This is a genomic window from Streptomyces xanthophaeus, assembly GCF_030440515.1.
Lineage (GTDB): Bacteria > Actinomycetota > Actinomycetes > Streptomycetales > Streptomycetaceae > Streptomyces > Streptomyces kutzneri.
Window position 1 is genome coordinate 1,649,602 of the sequence record NZ_CP076543.1, and the last position, 22,844, is coordinate 1,672,445.

Genomic DNA, 22,844 nt, shown 5'->3' on the forward strand with positions numbered 1-22,844 from the left:
TCAAGCTACCCCGCGGTCAGGATTTTTCGGCAGTCCGCACTTGACATCCACGCAGAACCCCATGCAGTCTTCCATCAAGCAGAAAATAACTTCCGCAATACGGAAGGAGCGCACACCCCTCATGGGATACACGGACCAGCGCTTCGATGTGAACCTGTCGATCCTCTTCACGGAACTCCCGCTTCTGGAGCGTCCCGCGGCTGCTGCCGCGGCGGGCTTCACGGCGGTCGAGCTGTGGTGGCCCTGGATCGAGACCCCCACCCCCGCACAGGAGGAGCTCGACGCTCTCAAGAAGGCTCTTGAGGACGCCGGCACCCAGCTGGTGGGACTGAACTTCTACGCCGGCCAGCTGCCGGGCCCGGACCGCGGTGCGGTCTCGGTACCCGGTGAGGAGTCGGAGCGCTTCAACGCCAACATCAACGTGGCCGCGGACTTCGCGGCTTCGGTCGGCTGCAAGGCGCTGAACGCCCTCTACGGCAACCGCGTCGAAGGCGTGGAGCCGGCCGTTCAGGACGAGCTCGCCCTGAAGAACCTGGTCGTGGCGGCCCAGGCCGCGGACCGCGTCGGCGCGATCCTCCTGATCGAGACCCTCAACAAGCCCGAGTCGCCGCTCTACCCCCTGGTGAGCGCACCGGCCGGCATCGAGGTCGTGGACAAGGTGAACGAGGCCACCGGCCTCGGCAACGCCAAGTTCCTGCTCGACCTGTACCACCTGGCGATGAACGATGAGGACCTCTCCGAGGTCATCGAAAAGTACGCCGCCAAGACCGGGCACGTCCAGATCGCGGACAAGCCCGGACGCGGTGCCCCCGGCACCGGCGAGCTGCCCCTGGAGGAGCTGCTCGACCAGCTGAAGAAGGCCGGATACGAGGGCTACGTAGGCCTGGAGTACAAGGCCGCCGACGCTGCCGCTTCCTTCGCATGGCTGCCGGCCGAGGCCCGCGCCGCGAAGTAGCGGACAAAGTCCGGGCGATCAGCCAGGCACTTCACGAACTTTTCGTACAAAGCATTAAGAGAAGGACCCTCATCATGAGCAACCCCACTGCGCTCCCGTCGATCGCCTGGATCGGGCTCGGCATCATGGGCTCCCCCATGGCCGAGAACCTCCTGAAGGCCGGCTACTCGGTCACCGGCTTCACCCTGGAGCAGGACAAGCTGGACCGCCTGGCCGCCGCCGGCGGCACCGCGGCCGGCTCCATCGCCGAGGCCGTGGCGGACGCCGACGTCATCATCACGATGGTGCCCGCCTCCCCGCAGGTCGAGGCCATCTCCTACGGTGAGAACGGCATCCTCGAGAACGCGAAGTCCGGCGCGCTGATCATCGACATGTCGTCGATCACCCCGCAGACCTCGATCGACCTCGCGAAGAACGCCGCCGCCAAGGGCATCCGCGTCATCGACGCCCCGGTGTCCGGCGGCGAGGCCGGCGCCATCGAGGCCGTCCTGTCGATCATGGTGGGTGGCGAGCAGGCCGACTTCGACGAGGCCCTGCCGGTCCTCGAGGCCCTCGGCAAGGTCATCGTCCTGTGCGGTCCGCACGGCTCCGGCCAGACGGTGAAGGCCGCCAACCAGCTCATCGTCGCGGTGAACATCCAGGCGTGCGCCGAGGCCGTCGTCTTCCTCGAGAAGTCGGGCGTGAACCTCACCGCCGCCCTGGACGTCCTCAACGGCGGCCTGGCCGGCTCCACGGTCCTGACCCGTAAGAAGGACAACTTCCTGAACCGCGACTTCAAGCCCGGTTTCCGGATCGACCTGCACCACAAGGACATGGGCATCGTCACCGACGCCGCCCGCAACGTCGGTGCGGCCCTCCCGGTCGGCGCGGTCGTCGCCCAGCTGGTCGCCTCGCTGCGCGCCCAGGGTGACGGCGGCCTGGACCACTCGGCCCTGCTCCGTGCCGTCGAGCGCCTCTCCGGCGCTCAGATCTGAGCACTTCCCCTCTCGCAGGGGACCTGAGTTTCCGGATGGCGCCGGTGCTGACACCTGTCCTGTCGCGCCCAAGCGCCGGCGCCGTCCGGATTACCACTCACCCTTCAACTTCGTTCAACAAACTGTTGACGTTTAGTTCGTGCCGAAATTAGGCTGTTCCGCATGACGGAAGACGCTTTCCGTCAGCAGTTACCCCGTACGGAAGGTCACCATGTCGAAGCGCACGCTGACGACCGAGTCCGGCGCCCCGGTCGCCGACAATCAGAACTCCGCCACCGCCGGCGTCGGTGGCCCGCTCCTGGTCCAGGACCAGCAGCTCCTCGAGAAGCTCGCCCGCTTCAACCGTGAGCGCATCCCGGAGCGCGTGGTGCACGCCCGCGGCTCGGCCGCGTACGGCTACTTCGAGGTGACCGACGACGTCACCGCGTACACCAGCGCCGCGTTCCTGAACACGGTCGGCAAGAAGACCGAGACCTTCCTGCGGTTCTCCACCGTCGCCGACTCGCTCGGCGGCGCGGACGCGGTCCGCGACCCGCGCGGTTTCGCGCTCAAGTTCTACACCGAAGAGGGTAACTACGACCTCGTCGGCAACAACACCCCGGTGTTCTTCATCAAGGACCCGATCAAGTTCCCCGACTTCATCCACTCCCAGAAGCGCGACCCCTTCACGGGCAAGCAGGAGCCGGACAACGTCTGGGACTTCTGGGCGCACGCCCCCGAGGCGACGCACCAGATCACCTGGCTCATGGGTGACCGCGGTATCCCGGCGTCGTACCGTCACATGAACGGCTACGGCTCCCACACGTACCAGTGGACGAACGAGCAGGGCGAGGCCTTCTTCGTCAAGTACCACTTCAAGACGAACCAGGGCATCCGCAGCCTCTCGGGCGAGCAGGCCGCCGAGCTCGTCGGCAAGGACGCGAACTCGCACCAGACCGACCTGCTGCAGGCCATCGAGCGCGGTGTGAACCCCTCGTGGACCCTGTACGTGCAGATCATGCCCGCCGCCGAGGCCGCGGACTACCGCTTCAACCCGTTCGACCTCACCAAGGTGTGGCCGCACAGCGACTACCCGCTGCAGCGCGTGGGCCGTCTGGTCCTCGACCGCAACCCGGACAACGTCTTCGCCGAGGTCGAGCAGTCCGCCTTCTCCCCGAACAACTTCGTCCCGGGCATCACCGCCTCGCCGGACAAGATGCTCCAGGGCCGCCTCTTCGCGTACGCCGACGCCCAGCGCTACCGCCTCGGTGTGAACCACACCCTGCTGCCGGTCAACGCCCCGAAGGCGACGAAGGCCGACAACTACGGCCGCGACGGCGTCATGGCGCTGCGCAACGGCTCGCGCCACGACAAGAACTACGAGCCCAACTCGTACCAGGGTCCGGCCGAAACCGGTCTGGCGCTGGGCGCCCCGAAGGCCGTCTCCGGCTACACGGGCACCCACGAGGCCCCGGCCCACACCAAGGACGACGACTTCTTCCAGGCCGGTGAGCTCTACCGCCTGATGTCGGAGGCCGAGAAGCAGCGTCTGGTGGCGAACATCGCCGGCGGTCTGTCGCAGGTCACCCTGGAAGACGTCATCGAGAAGAACCTGGCTCACTTCCACGCCGCCGACGCCGACTACGGCAAGCGCGTCGAGGAGGCCGTCCGCGCCCTGCGCGACGCCTGAGCCGCCCAGTTGTACCGGGGGCCTGACGGGAGGTCAGGCCCCGGGTGCTCAGCCCGACCCGTGGACCCGGATGAGGGGTGGTACACGGTGAGGGCAGGACGAGGACCGTGGCGGGCGTGCGAGCCAGTGCGGTGGTAATGGGTTCCGAGGCCCGTCTCTTGACCTGAGGGAGACGACGCCGGAGTTCTCGTCGCCCGCCCGCCACGGTCCCAGCCAATCCTCTTCGTACAGGGGCTACGCACAGAGCCCCCTGCACGCGGAGGTACCCACCTCCCCACACACTCCGCCCGGCGGTGCGAACGTCCTGTCGCGCCAGCCTCGCACCGTCGGGCGGTAACAAACCAGAGCGCCGAGTCACGGACGGTCCCGTGACTCGGCGCTTTGCCATGTCACGGCAGGACCCCGCCCCGGGACCGCCCCGGGACCCGCCTCAGGGCCCCGCCCCGGGAACGGAACGCTGCTCAGTGGCCCGTGCGGAAGGTGTCCTCGCCGGGTTCGGTGTCGAGCGCCTCGCGGTCGAACACCAGCATGCCGAGGAAGAACAGCCCTCCCAGGAGGAGCAGGCCGGCCACGACCACGACGGGGACCAGTGCCTCCCGCGGCGTCACGAGGACGAACAGCGCGAGCAGGGTCCAGACCAGCGCGCAGAGCGCGACCGACAGTTCCAGGCGTCCGAGGTCGAAGAAGCCCTCCTGGCGGCCCAGGCGGCCGCGCACGGCCAGGTAGAGGACGATCGTCGCGCCGTAGATGACGGCCGGAAGGATCGTCGACGCCGTGATCAGCTCCAGCAGTGCGGCGCCGGGCAGCGCCACCATCAGGACGAACCCGAGCGCGAGGATCAGCCGGGTCGCCGGGACGGGCGTCTGCGTACGGGGGTTCACCCGCCGCATCACCTGGTGCGCGGGGAAGCGTGCGTCGCGCGACATCGCGAAGACCAGCCGCGAGCAGGAGACCATCACCACGATCCCGGCGCCGAAGAACGCGAACGAGATCGCGACGAGCAGCACCTTCTCCGCGGCCGGACCGAGGTTCTCGCGCATGATCGCCGCGACCGGCGACCCGTCGGCGCTGATCCGCGGGACGTCCTCGATCGCGACGGTCAGCGCGATCAGGAAGAGCATGCCGAGGATTCCCGCGGCGACGACCGACCCCACGATCGCACGCGGCACGCTGCGGTGGGGGTCCTTGGCCTCCTCTGCCAGGTTCGCGGCGGAGTCGAAGCCCACGAGGGTGGCGAGGCCCATGATCATCGCCAGCATCAGCCCGCCGCCGACGGCGAAGTAGCCGGGGGTGTGCGCCGCGACTCCGCGCGAGGTGAGGTTGGCCGCCGAGCCGTCGCCCGCGACCGCCACGGCGATGAGGAGAGCGATCCCCACCACCACGACGAGGGCCACCTTCAGCCCCACCGCCACCGAGTTGATCCAGCTGACCAGGCGCGTCGAGGCGATGGCGACGACGGCCTGGACGAGCAGCACCGCCAGCGTGATCAGGCGCGCGGTGTCCTCGTTCTCCGCGATGCCGACGAGCGGCATGAACGCCTGGCTCGCCGGCGCGTTGTCGATCGCCAGGACGGCGATCGCCAGGTAGCAGAAGGTCAGCCAGCCGAACCACCAGCCGGTCCGCGGGCCTGCCAGCCGGGAGGCCCACTGGTAGGAGGAGCCGCTGAGCGGGATGCGGGCCGCGAACTGGGCGACCACCAGCGCCACCAGGGTCTGCCCCACCGCGGCGATCATCCAGAGCCAGATCCCCACCGGTCCCGCGGTTCGCAGTACTTCGTCGTAGGTCCCGAAGACGCCGACCGCCACCGAGATGAAGGCGAACGGGATCGCGAACACCTACGCGACCGCGGCGGCGCCGGAACACGGAGCGGCCCCCGCCCCTCCGAAAGGAGGGACAGGGGCCGCCGGGTGGTGCGGGGTGATCAGACCTGCAGGGCCTTGATCGCGGTCGGGGCGTGGCCCGGCTCGGTCGCGAGCTCTTCGAACTCGGTGACGTCGCTCATGTCGACCGTCTTGCTCATCGCGATGTTCGTGATGCGCTCCAGGATGGCCTCGACGACGACCGGGACCTGGAACTCCTGGGCCAGCTTCTTGGCCTCCTCGAAGGCCTCGCCCAGCTTGTCCGGGTCGGTGACGCGGATGGCCTTGACGCCCAGGCCCTCGGCGACCTTGACGTGGTCGACGCCGTAGACACCCAGCTCGGGGGTGTTGATGTTCTCGAACTCGAGGTTGACCTCGAAGTTGATGCCGAGGCCACCCTGCGCCTGGCGGATCAGACCCAGGTAGGCGTTGTTCACGAGGACGTGGACGTAGGGGACCTTGTGCTGGGCGGCGACCGCCAGCTCCTCGATCATGAACTGGAAGTCGTAGTCGCCGGACAGCGCGACGATCGGGGTCTCCGGCTCCGCGGTGGCGGCACCGATGGCGGCCGGGATGGTCCAGCCGAGCGGGCCGGCCTGGCCGCAGTTGATCCAGTTGCGCGGGCGGTAGACGTGCAGGAACTGCGCCGCCGCGATCTGGGAGAGGCCGATGGTGGTGACGTAGCGGGTCTCGGGGCCGAACGCCTTGTTCATCTCCTCGTAGACGCGCTGCGGCTTCAGGGGGATGTTGTCGAAGTGCGTACGGCGCTGCAGGGTCGCCTTGCGGTCCTGCGCCGAGGCGGCCCAGGCGGAGAAGTCCGGCAGCTTGCCCTCGGCCTTGAGTTCCTTGGCGATCTCGATGAAGAGCTCCAGCGCGGCCTTGGCGTCGGAGGCGATGCCGAAGTCCGGGGCGAAGATCTTGCCGAGCTGCGTGGGCTCGATGTCGACGTGGACGAACTTGCGGCCCTTGGTGTAGGCGTCCAGGTTGTAACCGGTGTGACGGTTGGCCCAGCGGTTGCCGATGCCGAAGACGAAGTCCGACTCCAGGAACGTCGCGTTGCCGTAGCGGTGCGCGGTCTGCACACCGACCATGCCGGCGGCCAGCTCGTGGTCGTCCGGGATGGTGCCCCAGCCCATCAGGGTGGAGATGACGGGGACGCCCGTCAGCTCGGCGAACTCGACCAGCAGGTCGGAGGCGTCGGCGTTGATGATGCCGCCGCCGGCGACGATCAGCGGGCGCTCGGACTCCAGCAGGAACTGCAGGGCCTTGGCGGCCTGGGCGCGGGTGGCCTGCGGCTTGTAGACCGGCAGCGGCGCGTAGGTGGCCGGGTCGAACTCGATCTCGGTCAGCTGGACGTCGATCGGGAGGTCGATCAGGACCGGGCCCGGACGGCCGGAGCGCATCAGGTGGAAGGCCTCCTGGAACACGCCGGGGACCTGCGCGGCCTCCAGGACGGTCGTGGCCTTCTTGGTGACCGGCTTGGCGATCGAGGCGATGTCGACGGCCTGGAAGTCCTCCTTGTGGAGCTTCGAGACCGGGGCCTGACCGGTGATGCAGAGGATCGGGATCGAGTCCGCGATCGCCGAGTACAGGCCGGTGATCATGTCGGTGCCGGCCGGGCCCGAAGTACCGATGCAGACACCGATGTTGCCCGCCTTGGCCCGCGTGTAGCCCTCGGCCATGTGCGAAGCGCCCTCGACGTGGCGGGCGAGGGTGTGCGCGATGCCGCCCACGTTCTTGAGCTCGCGGTAGAAGGGGTTGATCGCAGCACCGGGGACACCGAACGCTTGTTCGACACCCTCGAGCTTGAGGATCTCCACTGCAGCGGCGGCGGCTGTCATACGAGGCATCGAGTTCTCCTGCGGGTCTGGCGGTCAGACTTTTTCCGTAATCCGGAAGTTTTGTTCTGCTATACGGAACAAGCTAAGCGGCGACTCCTGCGACGTCAAGGCGGTAGGGGACCTCGGAAGACACCAAAAGCCACATCTCGGTCGGCGACTTGTACAAATCACTGATCCACCGGCGGGAATCCCCCGGAAAAGGCGTGCGGCCTCCCCCCGGCGGTCGCCGGTGGTGGAGCATGGACCTACGCACAGCGACGGAGGGGGTCCAGGTCTCATGGCGGAAGCGGTACCGGTGCGCTGCCCGGCGTGCCTGCGCGAGAACGGCTACACCGCCCCGGTCTTCCCCTGTGCCTGCGGAAGCCCGGTCCATCCCCCGCTGGACCTGGTGGCGCCGCCGGTTCCGCTGACCCACCGGACCTGGTCGGACACCTGGGTGACGGTGCGCTGCACGACGTGCGGGCGGGAGAGCGAGTGGCCGCATCCCGAGCTGGGCTGCGGTTCGTGCGGGACGGTGGTGCTGATTCCGGTGCACCCGCTGGAGGGGACGCAGAGCCCGGCAGGTCGGGCGGGTGCGGCGGGCCCGCCCCAGGCGGCCGCCCGGCCGGACCGGGGCGGCTCAGGGCGCGGCCCCGTGGGCGGGCCGGCGGACGGGCCCACGGGCGGAGCCCCGGGCGGAGCCACGGACGGGCGCCCGGCGCACATCCCGCCGCCTGCCGCGCCGGTGCCGCGGCCCGCGTTCCGGCCGGTGACCATCCGTACCGCCCGCGACGCGGTGGCCACGGCCGCGCTGTACCTGCGCTGGCTCGGCTTCCGGGACGTACGGCAGCCCGACGGGCGCCCGATCCCGGCGGCGACCGTGGACCTGCGGGCCCCCGGCCTGGTCGCCCAGGTGGACCCGACCACGGCGCCGGCCGGGCTGCGGGCGGTGGAATGCGTCTGGCTGAACGGGCTCACGGCCTCCGCGACCAGCGTCTACTTCGCGCTCGCGGGGTACACGGAGGAGGCCCGGGCCCGCGCGGACGATCTCGGTATACCGCTCTTCGTCATGGACCTGACGGGCATGCCGCAGCCGGTCAACGACCCGGCGGACGCGCTGGTCGGCCCGGACGCGTAGGCCCGGGCGGGTGCCGGTGGCGCTGGTGATGCCGGTGATGCCGGTCAGCCCGGCGTGATCGGCAAGCTACCCCCTAAGCTCGTAGGCATTGCCTACTTCTCGCCCAGGAGAGCCCGATGAGCCTGTACGACATCCCGTTGACCACCCTGTCCGACGAGCCCACCAGCCTCGCCGCCCACAAGGGCAAGGCGATCCTCCTGGTGAACACCGCCTCGCAGTGCGGGCTCACCCCGCAGTACTCGGGACTGGCCCGCCTGCAGTTCGCGTACGAGGAGAAGGGCTTCACCGTCATCGGCGTGCCCTGCAACCAGTTCGGTGAGCAGGAGCCCGGCAACGCCGAGGACATCCAGACCTTCTGCGCGGCCGGTTTCGGCGTGACCTTCCCGATCCTGGAGAAGTCCGAGGTCAACGGCGAGAACCGGCACCCCCTCTACGCGGAGCTGGTGAAGACCCCGGACGCGGACGGCGAGGCCGGGGACGTCCAGTGGAACTTCGAGAAGTTCCTGATCTCCCCCGCCGGCGAGGTCGTGGCCCGCTTCCGCCCGCGCACCGAGCCGGAGGCCCCCGAGGTCATCGCCGCGATCGAGGCGCACCTGCCCGCGTAGCACTACCCGTACGTACTCCTCGTACGCACTCCCGTACGGGCTGCCGCGCACGCCGCGCAGCAGCCCGTAGGCGCTCCGCTCAGTCCAGGTCGGCCTCGTGGTACTCCTCCGCCGACCCGGCCGCGGTGAGCTCCCGCAGCTCCACCCGGCGGATCTTGCCGGACACGGTCTTCGGGAGCTCGGCGAACTCGATGCGGCGGATCCGCTTGTACGGGGACAGCACCGCGCGGGAGTGCTCGAACAGCACCCGGGCCGTCTCCGGCCCGGGCTCCCAGCCGCCCGCGAGGGTGACGTACGCCTTCGGGACCGCGAGCCGCAGCTCGTCGGGGGCCGGGACGACGGCGGCCTCGGCCACCGCCTCGTGCTCCAGCAGGGCGCTCTCCAGCTCGAACGGGCTGATCTTGTAGTCCGAGGCCTTGAACACGTCGTCGGAGCGCCCGACGTAGGTGAGGTACCCGTCGGCGTCGCGCGCCGCGATGTCACCGGTGCGGTAGAGCCCGTCCGCCATGGCCTCGGCCGTGCGCTGCGGATCGTCGCGGTAGCCGGTGGTCACCCCTGCGGGCCGGGTGCGCAGGTCCACACAGAGCTCGCCCTCGTCGGCGGACTCCTTGCCGGTGACCGGGTCCAGCAGGACGATCTCGTAGCCGGGTGCCGGCCGGCCCATGGAGCCGGGCTTGACGGGCACCCCGGGGAAGTTCCCGACCTGGAGGGTGGTCTCGGTCTGGCCGAAGCCGTCGCGGATGGTGACGCCCCAGGCCGCGCGGACCCGCTCGATGACCTCCGGGTTGAGCGGCTCCCCGGCGGCGACGGCCTCGCGCGGGGGCCTGGCCAGCTTGGTGAGGTCGGACTGGATCAGCATCCGCCACACGGTGGGCGGGGCGCAGAAGGTGGTCACGCCGTGCCGGTCCATCTCGGCCATCAGCCGTTCGGCGTCGAAGCGCGTGTAGTTGTGGACGAAGACGGTCGCGCCGGCGTTCCAGGGGGCGAAGAGGTTGGACCAGGCGTGCTTGGCCCAGCCGGGCGAGGCGATGTTGAGGTGCACGTCGCCGGGGCGCAGCCCGAGCCAGTACATGGTGGAGAGGTGCCCGATGGGGTACGAGGCGTGCGTGTGCTCGACGAGCTTGGGGCGGTCGGTGGTGCCGGAGGTGAAGTACAGCATGAGCGGGTCGGTGGCGAGGGTCTCGCCGTCCGGCGTGAAATCGCCGTCGGCGGCCGCCATGTCCGCGAGCTGCAGCCAGCCGTCGGGAACCTGCTCCCCGGCGGCGATCCGGGTGTAGTTTCCGGGCACCTCGTCGAACTTGGCCGTGTCCAGGGCGCGTGCGATGACGTGGCGCACCTGGCCGCGTCCGACCCGGTCGCGCAGGTCGGCCGGGCCGAGCAGCGGGGTGGCCGGGATGACGACGGCGCGCAGTTTCATCGCGCCGAGCATCACCTCCCACAGCTCGCGCTGGTTGCCGAGCATGACCAGGATCCGGTCGCCGGGCGCGACGCCCTGCTCGCGGAGCCAGTTCGCGGCGGCGCCCGAGCGTACGGCGAGCTCCGCGAAGGTGAGGCTCTGGCTGCTGCCGTCCTCCTCGACGATGCGCAGGGCGTCGGCGTCGTTCCCGGCGGCGATGTGGTCGAACCAGTCCAGAGCCCAGTTGAAGCGGTGGGGGCGGGGCCAGGTGAACCCGGCGTGGGCGGCCTCGTAGTCGCCGCGGCGTTCCAGCAGGAAGTCCCGGGCGGCCAGGAACCGGGCGGTGGCGTCGTCCTGCGTACTCTCGGTCGTCATGACGGGCATCGTGCCGCGTGCGGTGTACGGACCACCAGTGCGGCGTCAGCCGTGAGTTGACCGCACGGAACGGCACGGGACCGCACGTCAGGGTTTGATCGCCCCGAACCGCACCGCCGCACCACCCCCACCGCCTTCACCCACCTCTTGTCCCACCTCTTCTGCCATCCCTTCCACCATCAGCTCCCCCTCGGCGACGATCTCCTCCTTCGCCGCCTTCGGGACCGGGCCGAACAGCTCGACGGTGAGCGTCCGCCCGTCCAGCTTCCACAGGCCGGCGAGGAACCCGTCCACGAGCAGGGTGCAGTGGGCCTGGTTCCCGGTCCACGTGCGCCCCTTGACCTCGGGGGCGACCACGCGGGTGCGGTCTGCGTGCGAGAGCAGCAGATTGTCGAACTCCGGCAGGAAGCGCGGCGGCGCCGGGGTGTCCGCGTCGGGGCGGGGGGCGCCGGGTAGGTCGAAGAGCTCCACGCCGTTCTCGTCCTGGAAGACGAGGAGGCCCGGGCGCAGCCGCTCGAAGGCCTCGCGCAGCCGGGTCAGGCCGGCCCAGGTCTGCATGTCCTTGACGGAGGCCGGCCCGAAGGCGGCGAGGTAGCGCAGCACGACCTCGTCCACGGGCTGCGCCGCACCGGCGGGCTTCCCGAGCCAGCTCTCGACGGTCGTGAGCCGGACCTGACCGCTGCGCCCCCACACCCCACGAGGGGTGACCTGGACCAGCGGCAGCCGGCAGCGGGCGGCGACGGAGAGGGACTGCGGGTCGGCGTCGGGCCATTCCTGGAGCAGTTCCTCCCGGATCTCGCCCATGGTGCGCGGCTCGCTCTCGACGAAGGCGCGGGCGCGCTTCGCGAGCCGGTCCAGGTCCACCCCCGTGAGCCCCTTGCGGAAGTAGGCGACCTCGCGGTCGCGGGCGGGCTGGACGAGGGGCCTGAGGGTCAGGGCGTCATGGGCGGTGTGCGTGTGGATCGTGGACCGCATGGTGACCATCCGGACGACCTCGCGGGATTCCATGAGCCCGGCCAGCTCGGCGGGCCGGAAGCCGGCGAGCCGGGCGTGCAGCTGGAAGTAGGGCGGCTTCACGTTCTGCGCCTGCAGCCCGAGCAGGTGCGCGACGGCGTCCCCCGCGGACATCTCGGCGCGGCTCAGCAGCAACTGGCGGGCGAGCGTGGCACGGTTCAGAGCGCGGGTACCGAGTACGGGGTGTGTCGTCCTGGAAGCCATGGCAGCAAGCTAACCCCCCTTGCGGACAGCTTTCGTCCGCAACCCCGAACGGAAACGGTCCGGAGCGGCCCGAAGTCTCCCGCCCTACATCGGTCACCCCTTTGTCCCCTATATCCTGCCCCTTGCCCGTAAACACACGTTCGACCGGGAGCTGACCTGCGATGCCGGAGCGCCCAGACCGCCGCCCGTCGCCGTCCGCCGCGAAGCGCACGGGTTGGCGACGCCCCGCCACCCCGGCCGCCCCCGCCCCACCGGCGGGGCCGCCGACCGGCTCGCAGCCCGCACCGGCGGCCCCCGCTCCGCCGAACCACCGCAGCGTGATCGACTCGGCCGTCTACCGCGACGGCCGCCGGATCGCCTCCCCCGCCACCCTCGCCGAGACCTTCCGGCAACTACGCGAGGAGCCCGACGGGATGGCCTGGATCGGCCTGCACCGTCCGACGGAGCCCGAACTCCACTCCCTGGCGGCCGAGTTCAACCTCCATGAACTCGCCGTGGAGGACGCCCTGGAGGCCCACCAGCGCCCCAAGCTGGAGCGCTACGGAGACACCCTCTTCGTCGTCCTGCGCGCCGCCCGCTACCTCGACGCCCAGGAGGAGGTCGACTTCGCCGAGCTCCACGTCTTCGTCGGCCCGGACTTCCTGATCACGGTCCGCCACGGCGGCGCCCCGGACCTCTCCGCAGTCCGCCGCCGGATGGAGGGCAACCCGGGGCTCCTCTCCCTCGGCCCGGAGGCGGCCCTGTACGCCATCCTCGACGCGGTGGTCGACGGCTACGCCCCGGTCGTCGAGGGCGTCCAGACCGACATCGACGAGATCGAGACGGAGGTTTTCCGCGGCGACCCGGCGGTCTCCCGCCGCATCTACGAACTCTCCCGCGAAATGGTCGAGTTCCAGCGCGCCACCCGCCCCCTGGTGGGCATGCTCCACGGTCTGATGGCGGGCTTCGCGAAGTACGGCACGGACGAGGAACTCCAGCGCTACCTCCGCGACGTGGCGGACCACGTGACCCACACGAGCGAACGCGTCGACGGCTTCCGCCAGGCCCTCACGGAAATCCTCACGGTCAACGCCACCCTGGTCTCCCAACAACAGAACGCCGAAATGCGCGCCCTGGCCGAGGCCGGCTTCGAACAGAACGAGGAAATCAAGAAGATCTCCGCCTGGGCCGCCATCCTCTTCGCCCCCACACTGGTCGGCACCATCTACGGCATGAACTTCGAAGCCATGCCAGAGCTGCGCTGGGCGCTCGGATACCCCTTCGCAGTTGCCCTGATGGCGGCAGTTTGCGTCAGTCTGTACCTCATTTTCAAACGCCGGGACTGGCTCTAGATCCGGCGGGTGATGACATGGCCCGCACCGTAGGTGCGGACTCGGTGCAGGCGGGGCGCAAACGTGACGGTGCGCCGGCTCGCCCGCTTTTCAAGGTGTCGAAGTCGCGCACGCGTTCGGCGGTTTCCGCCGACGGCACTACGGGGCGGCCAGGGCTTCCGTGGGTGACAGGCGGGAGGCGCGGAGGGCCGGATAGAGGCCGGCCAGGGCGCCGATGGCCAGGTTTGCGGCCATGCCGCCCAGCACCGCCCACGGGGGTATGACCGCGGGCCAGTCCTGGCAGAGGGCGTATCCGGCGGTCACGGCGGTTCCGAGGAGTGCTCCGCCGGCGCCGCCGAGGGTGGACAGCAGCAGGGATTCGGCGAGGAACTGGGCGCGGATCTGTCCCCGGGTGGCGCCCAGTGAGCGCCGGAGACCGATTTCGGCGCGGCGCTCCAGGACCGAGATGACCATGGTGTTGGCCACGCCGACGCCGCCGACGAGCAGGGCCACCGCGCCCAGGCCGAGCAGTAGTCCCGTAAAGGCCTTGCCCGCGGCCTGCTTGGCGGCCAGGGCGTCGGAGGGCCGCGACACCTTGACCTCGTTGGGGGCCTGGGGGTTGGCGGTGGCGCCGAGCACCGACCGGACCGATTCGACATCGGCGTCGGCGCTGCGGACGTAGACGGTGGTGGGACGGCCGTCGAAGCGCAGTACGGTTTCGGCGGCCGGCCAGCCGATGAGAGCTGCGGCGTCCAGTTCGGGGGCGAGTGGGACCGGTTCGAGGATGCCGATGACGGTGAACCACCGGCCGCCGATCAGCACGCGGGTGTCCGGACGGGCGTGGCCGATGCCAAGGCGCTCGGCAGCCTGGGCTCCGAGCACGGTGGTGGGATACCTGCTGGTCGCGGCATTGAGCCAGGCGCCGCTACGGAGCTTCGCGCCGGTGGTGGCGGGCAGGTCGGTGCGGGCGGCGTAGGCGGTGATGCCGCCGTTGTCCGTCCTGGGGATCTTGTCGGTGCGGAAGACGTCGGTATCGCCGAGTCTGCCGATGGACGACTTCGCGGTCACCGGGCGGATGCGGGAGATCATCTCCTCGGCGGTGGGCGGAAGCTGGGCTGTGCCGCCGGTCAGGGTGTCGCCCGGGGCGACGGTGAGCAGGTTGGTGCCCAGTGCGGCCAGGGCGCGGTCGAGTTCGGCGCGGGAGGACGAGGAAACACCGACCACCGCGACCATGGCAGCGACGCCGATGGCAATGCCCAGCGCGGAGAGGAAGGCCCTCATCGGGCGGGTACGCAGGCCCACCGCGCCTACTCCGACCACGTCGGCAGGCCTCATCCGCGCAGGCCGCAGGGTATCCGCGGTCATCGGCTCGCCTCCGGTACGGGGGCCTCGCGCGGTACGGGAGCCTCACGCCGGAGCGTGTCGTCGACCACTCGGCCGTCGCGCATGTGGACCTGCCGTGGCAGGGACGCGGCGAGCTCGCGGTCGTGGGTGATGATCACGACGGTGGTGCCACAGGCGTGGAGTTCGTGCAGCAGCCGCATCACCGCCTGCCCTGACACCGAGTCCAGGGCGCCGGTCGGCTCGTCCGCCAGCAGCAGCGCCGGCTCGCCCGCCACGGCCCGGGCGATGGCCACGCGCTGGCGCTCGCCACCGGACAGTTCGTGTGGCTCGTGGTCCATGCGGTGGCCGAGGCCGACCCGGCGCAGTACCGCCGCCGCACGCCGCCGCCGCTCGGCGGGCCGCAGCCCGGAGTAGAGCAGTCCGTCAGCCACGTTGGCCAGTGCCGACGTACCGGCGGCGAGGTGGAACTGCTGGAAGACGAACCCGATCCGGGAGGCGCGCAGGGCGGACAGCTCGGTGTCGGACAGTGCGCCGACGTCGTGGCCGTCGAGGTGTACACCACCGGTGGTGGGGCGGTCGAGGGTGCCGAGCAGGTTCAGCATCGTGGACTTGCCGGAGCCGGACGGTCCGACGATGGCGACGAGTTCACTGCTGTCGATGGCCAGCGAGACACCGCCGAGTGCGGTGACCCCGCCCGGATAGGTCTTGGTCACATCCGTCAGGGTGATCACTTCGGCATCCCCACCTTGATGCCTTCGGAGATGTCGCCGCCGGAGATCTCCACCCGCCCGTCGGCGAACAGTCCCGTGGTGACCGGGACGTACTTCGAGGTCGGTCCCTCGACCACTTCCACGCCGAAGCCGCCCTCGGCGAGGGCGAGCAGCGCGGAGACCGGCACGGTCAGGACGTCTTTGCGGGTGTCGGCCGTGAAGACCACGTGCACGCCGGCCTGGTCGTAGGCGCGGACCGCCTCACGGGCCTTGTCGTCCTTGAGCCCGACGACCACTTTGATCTTGGTCTCCGCCTTCTTCTGGCCCTCGGCGGGCTTGGACACGCTGGAGACCTCGGCGATGGCGCCCTGGACGACGACGCCGTCCGGGAGCATGACGTCGACGGGAGTGCCCTGTGTGGCCAGCCGCTGGTCGGCGGCGTCCAGTTCGGCGGTGACGGCCTTGGCGGTGCCGGTGTACGACAGCACCTTCTGACCCGGCCCGGTCTGATCCCCCGGCTCCGCCTCCAGGCCGGCGACCCGGATCGCGTCGGGGGTGAACACGACCCGCCCGAGCTCGACGGTCCCGGTCTTCTTCAGGCCGAGGCTGCCCTGCCATCGCTCGACCGCTTTCGCGGTGGCATCGGTGTACTCCTCATCGGGGGTGAATCCGGTGTAGCCGAGCGCGCTGAGATTCTCCTCCAACTGCCTCACATCCGCCCCCTTCGCCCCGTTCTCCAGGGTGCGATAGGCCGGCAGCGACCCGTACAGCAGCACCACGGGCTGGTTGTCCACCCCGTACAGGGCCTTGCCGCGGGTGATCTCCGTGCCTGACTTGGGCAGCAGGGTGAGCGTGCCGGGAAGCCGGCCGGTCGCGGCCTGTGCCGGGCCGTAGCCCAGTTGTGCGTCGGCGCTCCTGGTGTCCTTGAGTGTCTGTCGCAGCACGCCGGCCGTCGCGGGCGGGAGCGTGTCCCCCGATTCGCCCGCGGAGTCGCCGCCACCGGGGAGGAGTACGCCCGCGGTGCCCACGCCCGCCGCGGCCAGGGCGACGACGGCGACCGTGATCGTGATCGTCGTACCGCGCCGCCGGCGGCGTCGTGCACGCATCCCCGGTGGCGTCGTCGGATCCGCGTGGTCCGCCCGGTCCGCGCCGTCCGCCCGGTCCGAGCGCCCCGCCTGATCGTCGGGGGTCCGGTCGCTCGTCACCGGAGTCATCGGCGTCACCGGGCGGTCCCTGCCTGCTTGCTCTCCCCTTCGGCCCCGCCGCACTTCTTCCAGGCGCCCTTGAAGTCAGGGTCCTCGGCCTGGCCGGGGCCGATGTCGATGCCCTGGCCCTCCTTCGGGTCGGCGAAGCTCTCCACACCGTTCTCGCGCATGCACCGCGCGAGCTGGAGCATGGCCTCCCGGTCCTTGGAGTCGTCCTGGTCGGTGGGCGCCGGCGGTGCGGAGGAGCGGCACGCCTCGATGGCCTTGTCGGCCTTCTCCTTGTTCGCGCCGTCGATGGAGAGCCCGATGCCCTGACCGGGCTTGGGGTCCGCCACGTCCAAGCCGTGCTGCCGCAGGCACTGCGCATACTTCACGTTCATCTCGTCCCGGCTCAGGCCGGGGGAGGCGCTGCTCGTGGCGCCCTTGGTGCCGCCGTTCGCGGAAGCCACCCCGGTGCCTCCGCCACCTGACCCGCACGCGGTCAGCGCCAGGGTCAGTGCCAGGGGCAGGGTCGCGAGCAGGGCGGGTGTACGGGGTCGCATCCGCGCCGTCCAAGTCATCCGAGCCATGCGGGTCATGCGGGGCATCTCCTTGCTGCCTGCCGGCCCGGTGCCGGCGTACGGAGGCGATGCAACTCGCGGGGGTGTTACCTCACTGTTTCCTCGCCGGCCTCTCACGATGTGGACGGCCGCTTACGAGGAGGAAACACGCCTGTCGGCGACCATGGCGGGAGCGGCCGCGGCGCGTACCGATGAGCGGCGGCCCCGACGGGAGGGACGGTCACTCATGCGGCTCCTGGTGGCGGAGGACGAGATGCTGCTGGCCGACGCGATCGCGGAATGGCTGCGCGAGGAGACCCACGCGGTCGACATCGCCTACGACGGTGCCGCGGCGCTGGAGCGGACCGACGTCAACGACTACGACGTGATCATCCTGGACCGCGACCTTCCGCTGGTGCACGGCGACGAGGTCTGCGCCCGGCTCGTCGCCTCCGGCCGCCCGGCACGGGTGCTGATGCTGACCGCCGCCGGCGAGGTCACCGACCGCGTCGCCGGGCTGTCCCTCGGCGCCGACGACTACCTCACCAAGCCCTTCGCCTTCCCCGAGCTCGCCGCCCGGGTCCTCGCACTCGGTCGGCGCTCCCGCCCGGCCGCACCGCCGGTGCTCCGCCGCAGCGGCATCGCACTGGATCCGGCCCGCCGCGAGGTGTTCCGCGACCACCGCTACGTGCCGCTGGCGAAGAAGGAATTCGCCGTCCTGACGGAGCTGCTGCGCGCCGAAGGAGCCGCGGTCCCCACCGAACACCTGCTGGAGAAGGCGTGGGACGAAAACACCGACCCCTTCACCGGGGCGGTCCGCCTCACCCTGCTCAAGCTGCGCCGCAAGCTCGGCGACCCACCCGTCATCGAGACCGTCACGGGCGTGGGGTACCGCATTCCGTGAAACCGCGCCGCATCTCCCTGCGTGCCCGGCTCACCCTGGTCTACGGCGGCCTGTTCCTCGCCGCCGGGGTCGTGCTGCTCGGCGTCACCTACGTACTCTTCGACCAGCAGCTCGACCGGGGCGGGGCGCTCAGCGTCCATTCCGACTCCGACTCCGGCTCCGGCTCCGGCTCCGGCTCCGGCACGGGCGCGGCCGAGCAGCAGGACACCTCGCTCGACAACCTCAACTGGGTGGCCGGCGAACAGAAGAGACTGAACGACGCCGCCACGACCTCGCTCATCACCCAGGGCGGCATGGCGCTGGTCGTCGTCGGAGGCGCCGCCGCAGGCTTCGGCTGGCTGATCGCCGGCCGGGTACTGGCCCCTCTGCACCGGGTCACCGACACCGCGAGGCGTATCGCCGCGGCCCCGGCCGCCGACCGCGGCCTGCACGAGCGCATCGCGCTCGACGGCCGCGACGACGAGGTGAAGGATCTCGCGGACACCTTCGACCTGATGGTCGAGCGGCTCGACCGCTCCTTCGACGGACAGCGCCGGTTCGTCGCCAACGCCTCGCACGAGCTGCGCACCCCTCTCACGGTGGGCCGTGCCCTGGTCGAGCTGGCCATGCACCGCACGACCGCCTCCGCGGACGTGAAACAACTCGGCGAGAACCTCCTGGAGATCAACGACCGGCACGAGCGGCTCATCACCGGACTGCTGCTGTTGGCCGGCTCGGAGAACCACATTCCCGAGCGGCAAGCCGTCGACCTCGCCGACGTGGTCGCCCATGTCGCCGCCCAGACCACCCCCTCGGCCGAGAAGGACGGAATCACCATGCACGCGGGAGCAGGCCCGGCCCCCACCACCGGTGACGCCCTGCTGCTCGAACGTCTCGTACAGAACCTGGTGGAGAACGGCGTCCGGCACAACACCGGGCCCGGCGGATGGGTACGGGTGACCAGCCGCACCCGCGAGGACAGCCGGGTGGAGATCGAAGTGAGCAACACCGGACCAGAAGTGGCGCCCTACGAGATCCCCACCCTGTTCGAGCCCTTCCGCCGCCTGGGCACCGAGCGCCTCGTCACCGCCAAGGGCGCGGGGCTCGGCCTGTCCATCGTCCGCTCCATCACCCGCGCCCACGGCGGCGACGTCACCGCCCACCCCCGCCCCGCCGGCGGCCTGACCATCACCGTCACCCTCCCCCATGACCCCGGAGGCAGCTGAGAGCAGAACCGAGAGGGAGTTGCGGGCAAGAGTTCGCCAGGCCGTTCAGTTCGTGTACTCGGGCCTGGCCGTCCCGAGATGCTCCGCCACCGTCCCGAGCCAGGCTGCGACCGAGAACGGAGCCGGCGGCTCGACCTCCATGCCGAGCTCGGCGACGCCGACGGCGTAGTCGTGCTCCTCCAGCCCCAGAGCCAGCAGTTCGTGGATCTCGCCGACCAGCCGGGCGGTCAGCTGGGGGTCGACCGTTGCCCTGTAGTCGCGGACCGCCGCATCGTGGTCGCCGAACTCGTCGGGCATGTCCTGCGAGAACCAGCCGCCGAGGAACTGTCCCAGCTCCCCGAAGCGGGCGTGCCACTCCCAGTGGGTCCGGGGCGCGGCCGGCGCAGGCACATCGCCGGACTCGATGCTGCGCTTGATGTGGTCGGCCATCTCGGACAGCCAGCTCTGAGTCCGGGACTCGGACAGCCCGATGTCGGGTACCGAATAGAACTCGCCGAGGCTCAGCCGCAAGCGGCCCGGCGGATTCCGCGCGTACTCCCGGAGTTGTTGTTCGGCGACGGAGAGCGCCCAGGGCCGGGTGTGCCAGGTGTGCCGGAGGTACGCCTGAAGAGCCGGAGGCGCTGTGTCTGCTTCCCGACTGTCGGGTTCCTGTCCGACGAAGGCTGCGACGACGACGTCGAGTTCGCCGTACCGGCGGTCGAACTCAAGCGGCTTCATGGGCACTGCGGCACCTTCAGAGGTAGATCGGGTAAGTGGCGTGCACGACGAAGCCGTGCGGACTCGAGGCTTCGCGCCTCAGCGTCACCCGCGCGGCCCGCACATCGACGGGCTCGTGGCCGGCGAGCATCATCGCCTGCAGCAGCACGCGCCCTACGGGCTCGTCACGGGACGGCCAGGCGGCCTCGATGGTGAGCCTCGGTCGCGTGCCCTGGGCCAGCCAGCGATGTACGGCCTGCTCGTTGCGCGTGACGACCTGCTGGGTACACCACTGTGCGGTCGCGCGGTCGGGATAGGTGGCGGAACGGGTACGCACGGGAGATCCTCAGTCGATGGTGAAGCCCCAGAAGATGCCGACTTCCGTGGCGGAGACAGCGATTACACCACAATCCATTACGTGGCCGGTGAAGCCCTCATAAGCACCCTCCCGGCGGAACATATCGGCATGGGGATTCTCTCGCGCCGTCGCCGCATTGGTGAAGAACAGCGCGTCTTCTCCGAACCTTTCCAGGATCGTTCTCGCGTGCGAGGTCAGTTCGGCCTCTCGCGCAGCAAAATCCGGAATGTCCTCTGTTTGGAACCACTCGCCCTGGAGAGTGACCAGGATTTGCGCGGCGCCCCTCCTGGACACAGGGAAGGCCGTGCTGAAGTCTCCTGGCGTGACAGCACCGAACGGGCTGTCCGGGCCGGTGCCGTAATCGCCCCCTCCCGGTGCCGCGGCGGCTTTCGACCAGCCACGCGGATCGCCCGTCCGCAGCTGCATGACGTCGAGGGCGTCCAGGCGCCAGTCATCGCGCCGCCGCGCCCCCACGGCCGCGAACATGCCCTCCCCGAAAAGGGTCCGCAGGGAGCGGCTCCACGAGGTGGCGTGGATCTGAGTCACGGGCCTTACCCCAGTTCTCCATGTGCGCACTACGGGTGCTGGGTCTTGTCGGTGGGCATGGAAGTGAGAACGACGAACGGCGGGTGGCTCCCCGGGTTGGGTCGCAGAACGACCCACACATTGGTCACGTCACGCGCGGCGGGGTCGCCCCGGTCCCACGACCTTCCCACGACGTCGTTCGTCGTCAGGAGGAGTGAGCGTGACGAGTTGGGTCCGGGGTTACCCGCGAGCCAATTGTCGATCTTCCTCTGATTGTTCGGTTCGTCCAGAGCCGCCTGAGTATACCGCTGCGCGTCTGCAAGGGTCCCGAACGCCGAAACGGCTTCGGGCCGGATGCCGGAAGGCCTGACGATCTGCTGGTCCCTCAGCCTTTGTTCCAGTTGCTCATCCGTCTTGCCCACATGCTTGTCCACCACATGGGACCCGACCATGCCCTCCTGGTTCGCGAGGTCGATCGGGTATTTGTGATTGCTTTCGTCGTCCCCGGCCACCGTGTAGAGCGGATCGTTCTTGAAATCGGTGAGAGCCCGGGCGCCGAAGGACTCCGCCCGCGCCGACTCGGCCCGGAACGTGGGAGCACTGAGATATGCCTCGTCCAGGGCTTCGTGCAGTTTGTTGAGCTCCGCGACCTGTCGGCGCACGCGGTTGTTGTACGCCTCGACCGTCGCGTTCATCGCCTCCTCGTCCACCTCGAGGGCGAAGCCGACCGCGAAACTCCTCCCCATCTTGAGGAGTCCCTTGCCGAAGCTCTTGACGTCCTTCATGTCCAGACCGTCGCTCCTGTCGATGTGCGGCAGGGCCTTCATCACGGCTTCGTAGTAGAGCCTTCGGAGGTCGTCCCGCACATCCTTCGCGGCGGCCGCCCAGGCACGTAGAGCGTCACTCATGACGTCACAGGTCTTGACCATCACGTCCATGACGGGGTGGCTGCTGGCCTGACCGGGCTGCGCGGAGTCATGTTTCCACTCGTAACCCTCGCGACTCTGGCCCCACGCGCTCGTGCCCCAGACAGCGCTGCAGAACTGCCGCATCGCGGCGTTCCACTCGCCGTTGGACCGGTCGGTGTAGTTGTGCAGAGCACTGCTGAGGTTTCCGTCCGTGGTGGTGACGGACGTGCTCGCGTACACCCAGGCGACGGACATGTTGTCCAGACCCAGGAAATCGGGCAACGGCATGATCTCGGCCGCCTTGCCCATGCGGTAGGCGTCCTCCAGGAGGGGCCTGATGATCGCCAGGACTCCGGCCTCCACCGCTTCCAGTGCCGTCTGGAAGATGTCCTGGCTCTGGTCGACGTCCGCCCACTTGAGGTCCGTCACCGACCCGTAGTTCGGCGGCGTGTCGATCACGGTCGGCGGTGGCTGGGTCTGGGCCGGGGCGCCCGAGGGGTCCGTGGCGGCGTCCGCGGTCGCGTAGTTGTTCGCGGTCACGGCGAAGCCGACGGCAGCGCCTCCGACGCTCGCCACCGACTTGGCCCACACCTCGATGAACCGGTTGCCGACCTTCTTGTACGCGGTGGCGAACTCCCATGCGGCGGTTCCGTAGCCGCCGCAGTCCGGATACCGGCCGAGCTCGTGGAGGAGCTGATTGGCCCCCTTGTGCAGTCCGTCCTGGAGATAGGCGACGTAGCCCGCGAGCGTGTGCAGCGCACGGGGGGTGACGTCGATGTTTCCGTTCTTCAAGGGGGGCGGAGGAGGAGGCATGCTCATCAGGCCGCTCCCCATCCCCGCAGCACCGCGGCGTGTGCCGCCGCGTAGTTGCTCTGACCGGTCGTCACAATGCTGTGAAGCCACGCCTGTGTCGCCTGGAGGTCGCGTGCGGACCGATCCCACTCGTCCAGCTTGTCGATGAACGCCTCGCGGGCCTCGCCCTCCCAGGTGAGAACGACCTTCGCGACGCGGTCGTGCATGGTCTGGACGTTCTCGTTGAGCTCCTTGAGGATCTCTTCCAGCTGGCCGGAGAGGAGCCGCAGAGTGGCGAAGTCGACCGCTATGTTGCCGTCGCTGTCAGTCATACGTCTC

General features: G+C 69.9%; 21 protein-coding genes. 8 read left to right on the forward strand and 13 right to left on the reverse strand.

Annotated elements, in window-relative coordinates; translation table 11 throughout:
- The first annotated feature begins 121 nt into the window (after window positions 1–121).
- The 3 genes from KO717_RS07135 (at window position 122) to KO717_RS07145 (ending at window position 3,598) form a co-directional block, all read left to right on the forward strand.
- A complete protein-coding gene (locus KO717_RS07135) occupies window positions 122–955 on the forward strand; it encodes a TIM barrel protein (protein ID WP_301365115.1) in 834 nt (277 codons plus the stop codon).
- Between the two features lie 74 nt (window positions 956–1,029).
- Entirely contained in the window at window positions 1,030–1,929 is a 900-nt protein-coding gene (locus KO717_RS07140; RefSeq protein ID WP_301365117.1) for a 2-hydroxy-3-oxopropionate reductase, read from the forward strand.
- A 211-nt stretch (window positions 1,930–2,140) separates the two neighbouring features.
- Entirely contained in the window at window positions 2,141–3,598 is a 1,458-nt protein-coding gene (locus KO717_RS07145; protein ID WP_030390353.1) for a catalase, read from the forward strand.
- A gap of 461 nt (window positions 3,599–4,059) precedes the next feature.
- On the opposite strand, the gene KO717_RS07150 is transcribed toward KO717_RS07145, so the two are convergent.
- Together KO717_RS07150 and gcl are read right to left on the reverse strand one after the other, a co-directional pair.
- The gene (locus KO717_RS07150) at window positions 4,060–5,433 is read right to left on the reverse strand and encodes an APC family permease (RefSeq protein WP_301365121.1); all 1,374 of its coding nucleotides are present in this window, start codon (window positions 5,431–5,433) and stop codon (window positions 4,060–4,062) included.
- Window positions 5,434–5,519: 86 nt separating this feature from the next.
- On the reverse strand, window positions 5,520–7,307 hold the full coding sequence (gene gcl / locus KO717_RS07155; protein ID WP_301365123.1) for a glyoxylate carboligase: 1,788 nt from the start codon (window positions 7,305–7,307) through the stop codon (window positions 5,520–5,522).
- Between the two features lie 268 nt (window positions 7,308–7,575).
- On the opposite strand from gcl, the gene KO717_RS07160 reads away from it, so the two are divergent.
- Complete coding sequence (locus KO717_RS07160; RefSeq protein WP_301365124.1) at window positions 7,576–8,415, forward strand: hypothetical protein; 840 nt, start codon at window positions 7,576–7,578, stop codon at window positions 8,413–8,415.
- A gap of 116 nt (window positions 8,416–8,531) precedes the next feature.
- Window positions 8,532–9,020, forward strand: coding sequence for a glutathione peroxidase (locus KO717_RS07165; protein WP_301365126.1), 489 nt, complete (start codon window positions 8,532–8,534; stop codon window positions 9,018–9,020).
- A gap of 79 nt (window positions 9,021–9,099) precedes the next feature.
- On the opposite strand, the gene KO717_RS07170 is transcribed toward KO717_RS07165, so the two are convergent.
- Both KO717_RS07170 and KO717_RS07175 read right to left on the reverse strand, forming a co-directional pair.
- A complete protein-coding gene (locus KO717_RS07170; protein ID WP_437184478.1) occupies window positions 9,100–10,791 on the reverse strand; it encodes an AMP-binding protein in 1,692 nt (563 codons plus the stop codon).
- 87 nt (window positions 10,792–10,878) lie between these two features.
- A complete protein-coding gene (locus tag KO717_RS07175) occupies window positions 10,879–12,009 on the reverse strand; it encodes a winged helix DNA-binding domain-containing protein (protein ID WP_301365130.1) in 1,131 nt (376 codons plus the stop codon).
- Between the two features lie 161 nt (window positions 12,010–12,170).
- Here KO717_RS07175 and KO717_RS07180 point away from each other — a divergent pair, with 161 nt between their 5' ends.
- The gene (locus KO717_RS07180) at window positions 12,171–13,340 is read left to right on the forward strand and encodes a magnesium and cobalt transport protein CorA (RefSeq protein WP_301365131.1); all 1,170 of its coding nucleotides are present in this window, start codon (window positions 12,171–12,173) and stop codon (window positions 13,338–13,340) included.
- Between the two features lie 138 nt (window positions 13,341–13,478).
- Here KO717_RS07180 and KO717_RS07185 read toward each other — a convergent pair whose 3' ends face one another.
- The 4 genes from KO717_RS07185 to KO717_RS07200 are packed head-to-tail and all read right to left on the reverse strand — an operon-like array spanning window position 13,479 to window position 17,156.
- The gene (locus tag KO717_RS07185) at window positions 13,479–14,654 is read right to left on the reverse strand and encodes an ABC transporter permease (protein WP_437184479.1); all 1,176 of its coding nucleotides are present in this window, start codon (window positions 14,652–14,654) and stop codon (window positions 13,479–13,481) included.
- 26 nt (window positions 14,655–14,680) lie between these two features.
- Complete coding sequence (locus KO717_RS07190; protein WP_301365135.1) at window positions 14,681–15,394, reverse strand: ABC transporter ATP-binding protein; 714 nt, start codon at window positions 15,392–15,394, stop codon at window positions 14,681–14,683.
- Window positions 15,391–16,587, reverse strand: a complete 1,197-nt coding sequence (locus KO717_RS07195) for a peptidoglycan-binding protein (RefSeq protein WP_301374404.1) — start codon at window positions 16,585–16,587, stop codon at window positions 15,391–15,393. The genes KO717_RS07190 and KO717_RS07195 overlap by 4 nt, the downstream gene beginning before the upstream one ends.
- 5 nt (window positions 16,588–16,592) lie before the next feature.
- A complete protein-coding gene (locus KO717_RS07200) occupies window positions 16,593–17,156 on the reverse strand; it encodes a hypothetical protein (protein ID WP_301365137.1) in 564 nt (187 codons plus the stop codon).
- Between the two features lie 208 nt (window positions 17,157–17,364).
- Here KO717_RS07200 and KO717_RS07205 point away from each other — a divergent pair, with 208 nt between their 5' ends.
- Both KO717_RS07205 and KO717_RS07210 read left to right on the forward strand, forming a co-directional pair.
- The gene (locus KO717_RS07205; protein WP_301365139.1) at window positions 17,365–18,021 is read left to right on the forward strand and encodes a response regulator transcription factor; all 657 of its coding nucleotides are present in this window, start codon (window positions 17,365–17,367) and stop codon (window positions 18,019–18,021) included.
- Window positions 18,018–19,226: a sensor histidine kinase gene (locus KO717_RS07210; protein ID WP_301365140.1), complete on the forward strand. Its 1,209-nt coding sequence runs from the start codon at window positions 18,018–18,020 to the stop codon at window positions 19,224–19,226. Before KO717_RS07205 ends, KO717_RS07210 begins: the two co-directional genes overlap by 4 nt.
- Window positions 19,227–19,271: 45 nt before the next feature.
- On the opposite strand, the gene KO717_RS07215 is transcribed toward KO717_RS07210, so the two are convergent.
- From KO717_RS07215 to KO717_RS07235, 5 genes are read right to left on the reverse strand one after another with little or no spacing between them, the layout of a single operon-like run.
- Complete coding sequence (locus KO717_RS07215) at window positions 19,272–19,949, reverse strand: contact-dependent growth inhibition system immunity protein (RefSeq protein WP_301365141.1); 678 nt, start codon at window positions 19,947–19,949, stop codon at window positions 19,272–19,274.
- 10 nt (window positions 19,950–19,959) lie between these two features.
- A complete protein-coding gene (locus KO717_RS07220) occupies window positions 19,960–20,259 on the reverse strand; it encodes an RNase A-like domain-containing protein (protein ID WP_301365143.1) in 300 nt (99 codons plus the stop codon).
- A gap of 9 nt (window positions 20,260–20,268) precedes the next feature.
- Window positions 20,269–20,826, reverse strand: a complete 558-nt coding sequence (locus KO717_RS07225; RefSeq protein WP_301365145.1) for a hypothetical protein — start codon at window positions 20,824–20,826, stop codon at window positions 20,269–20,271.
- 29 nt (window positions 20,827–20,855) lie between these two features.
- Entirely contained in the window at window positions 20,856–22,532 is a 1,677-nt protein-coding gene (locus tag KO717_RS07230) for an RNase A-like domain-containing protein (protein ID WP_301365147.1), read from the reverse strand.
- A complete protein-coding gene (locus KO717_RS07235) occupies window positions 22,532–22,837 on the reverse strand; it encodes a WXG100 family type VII secretion target (RefSeq protein ID WP_030844112.1) in 306 nt (101 codons plus the stop codon). The genes KO717_RS07230 and KO717_RS07235 overlap by 1 nt, the downstream gene beginning before the upstream one ends.
- Window positions 22,838–22,844: the final 7 nt, after the last annotated feature.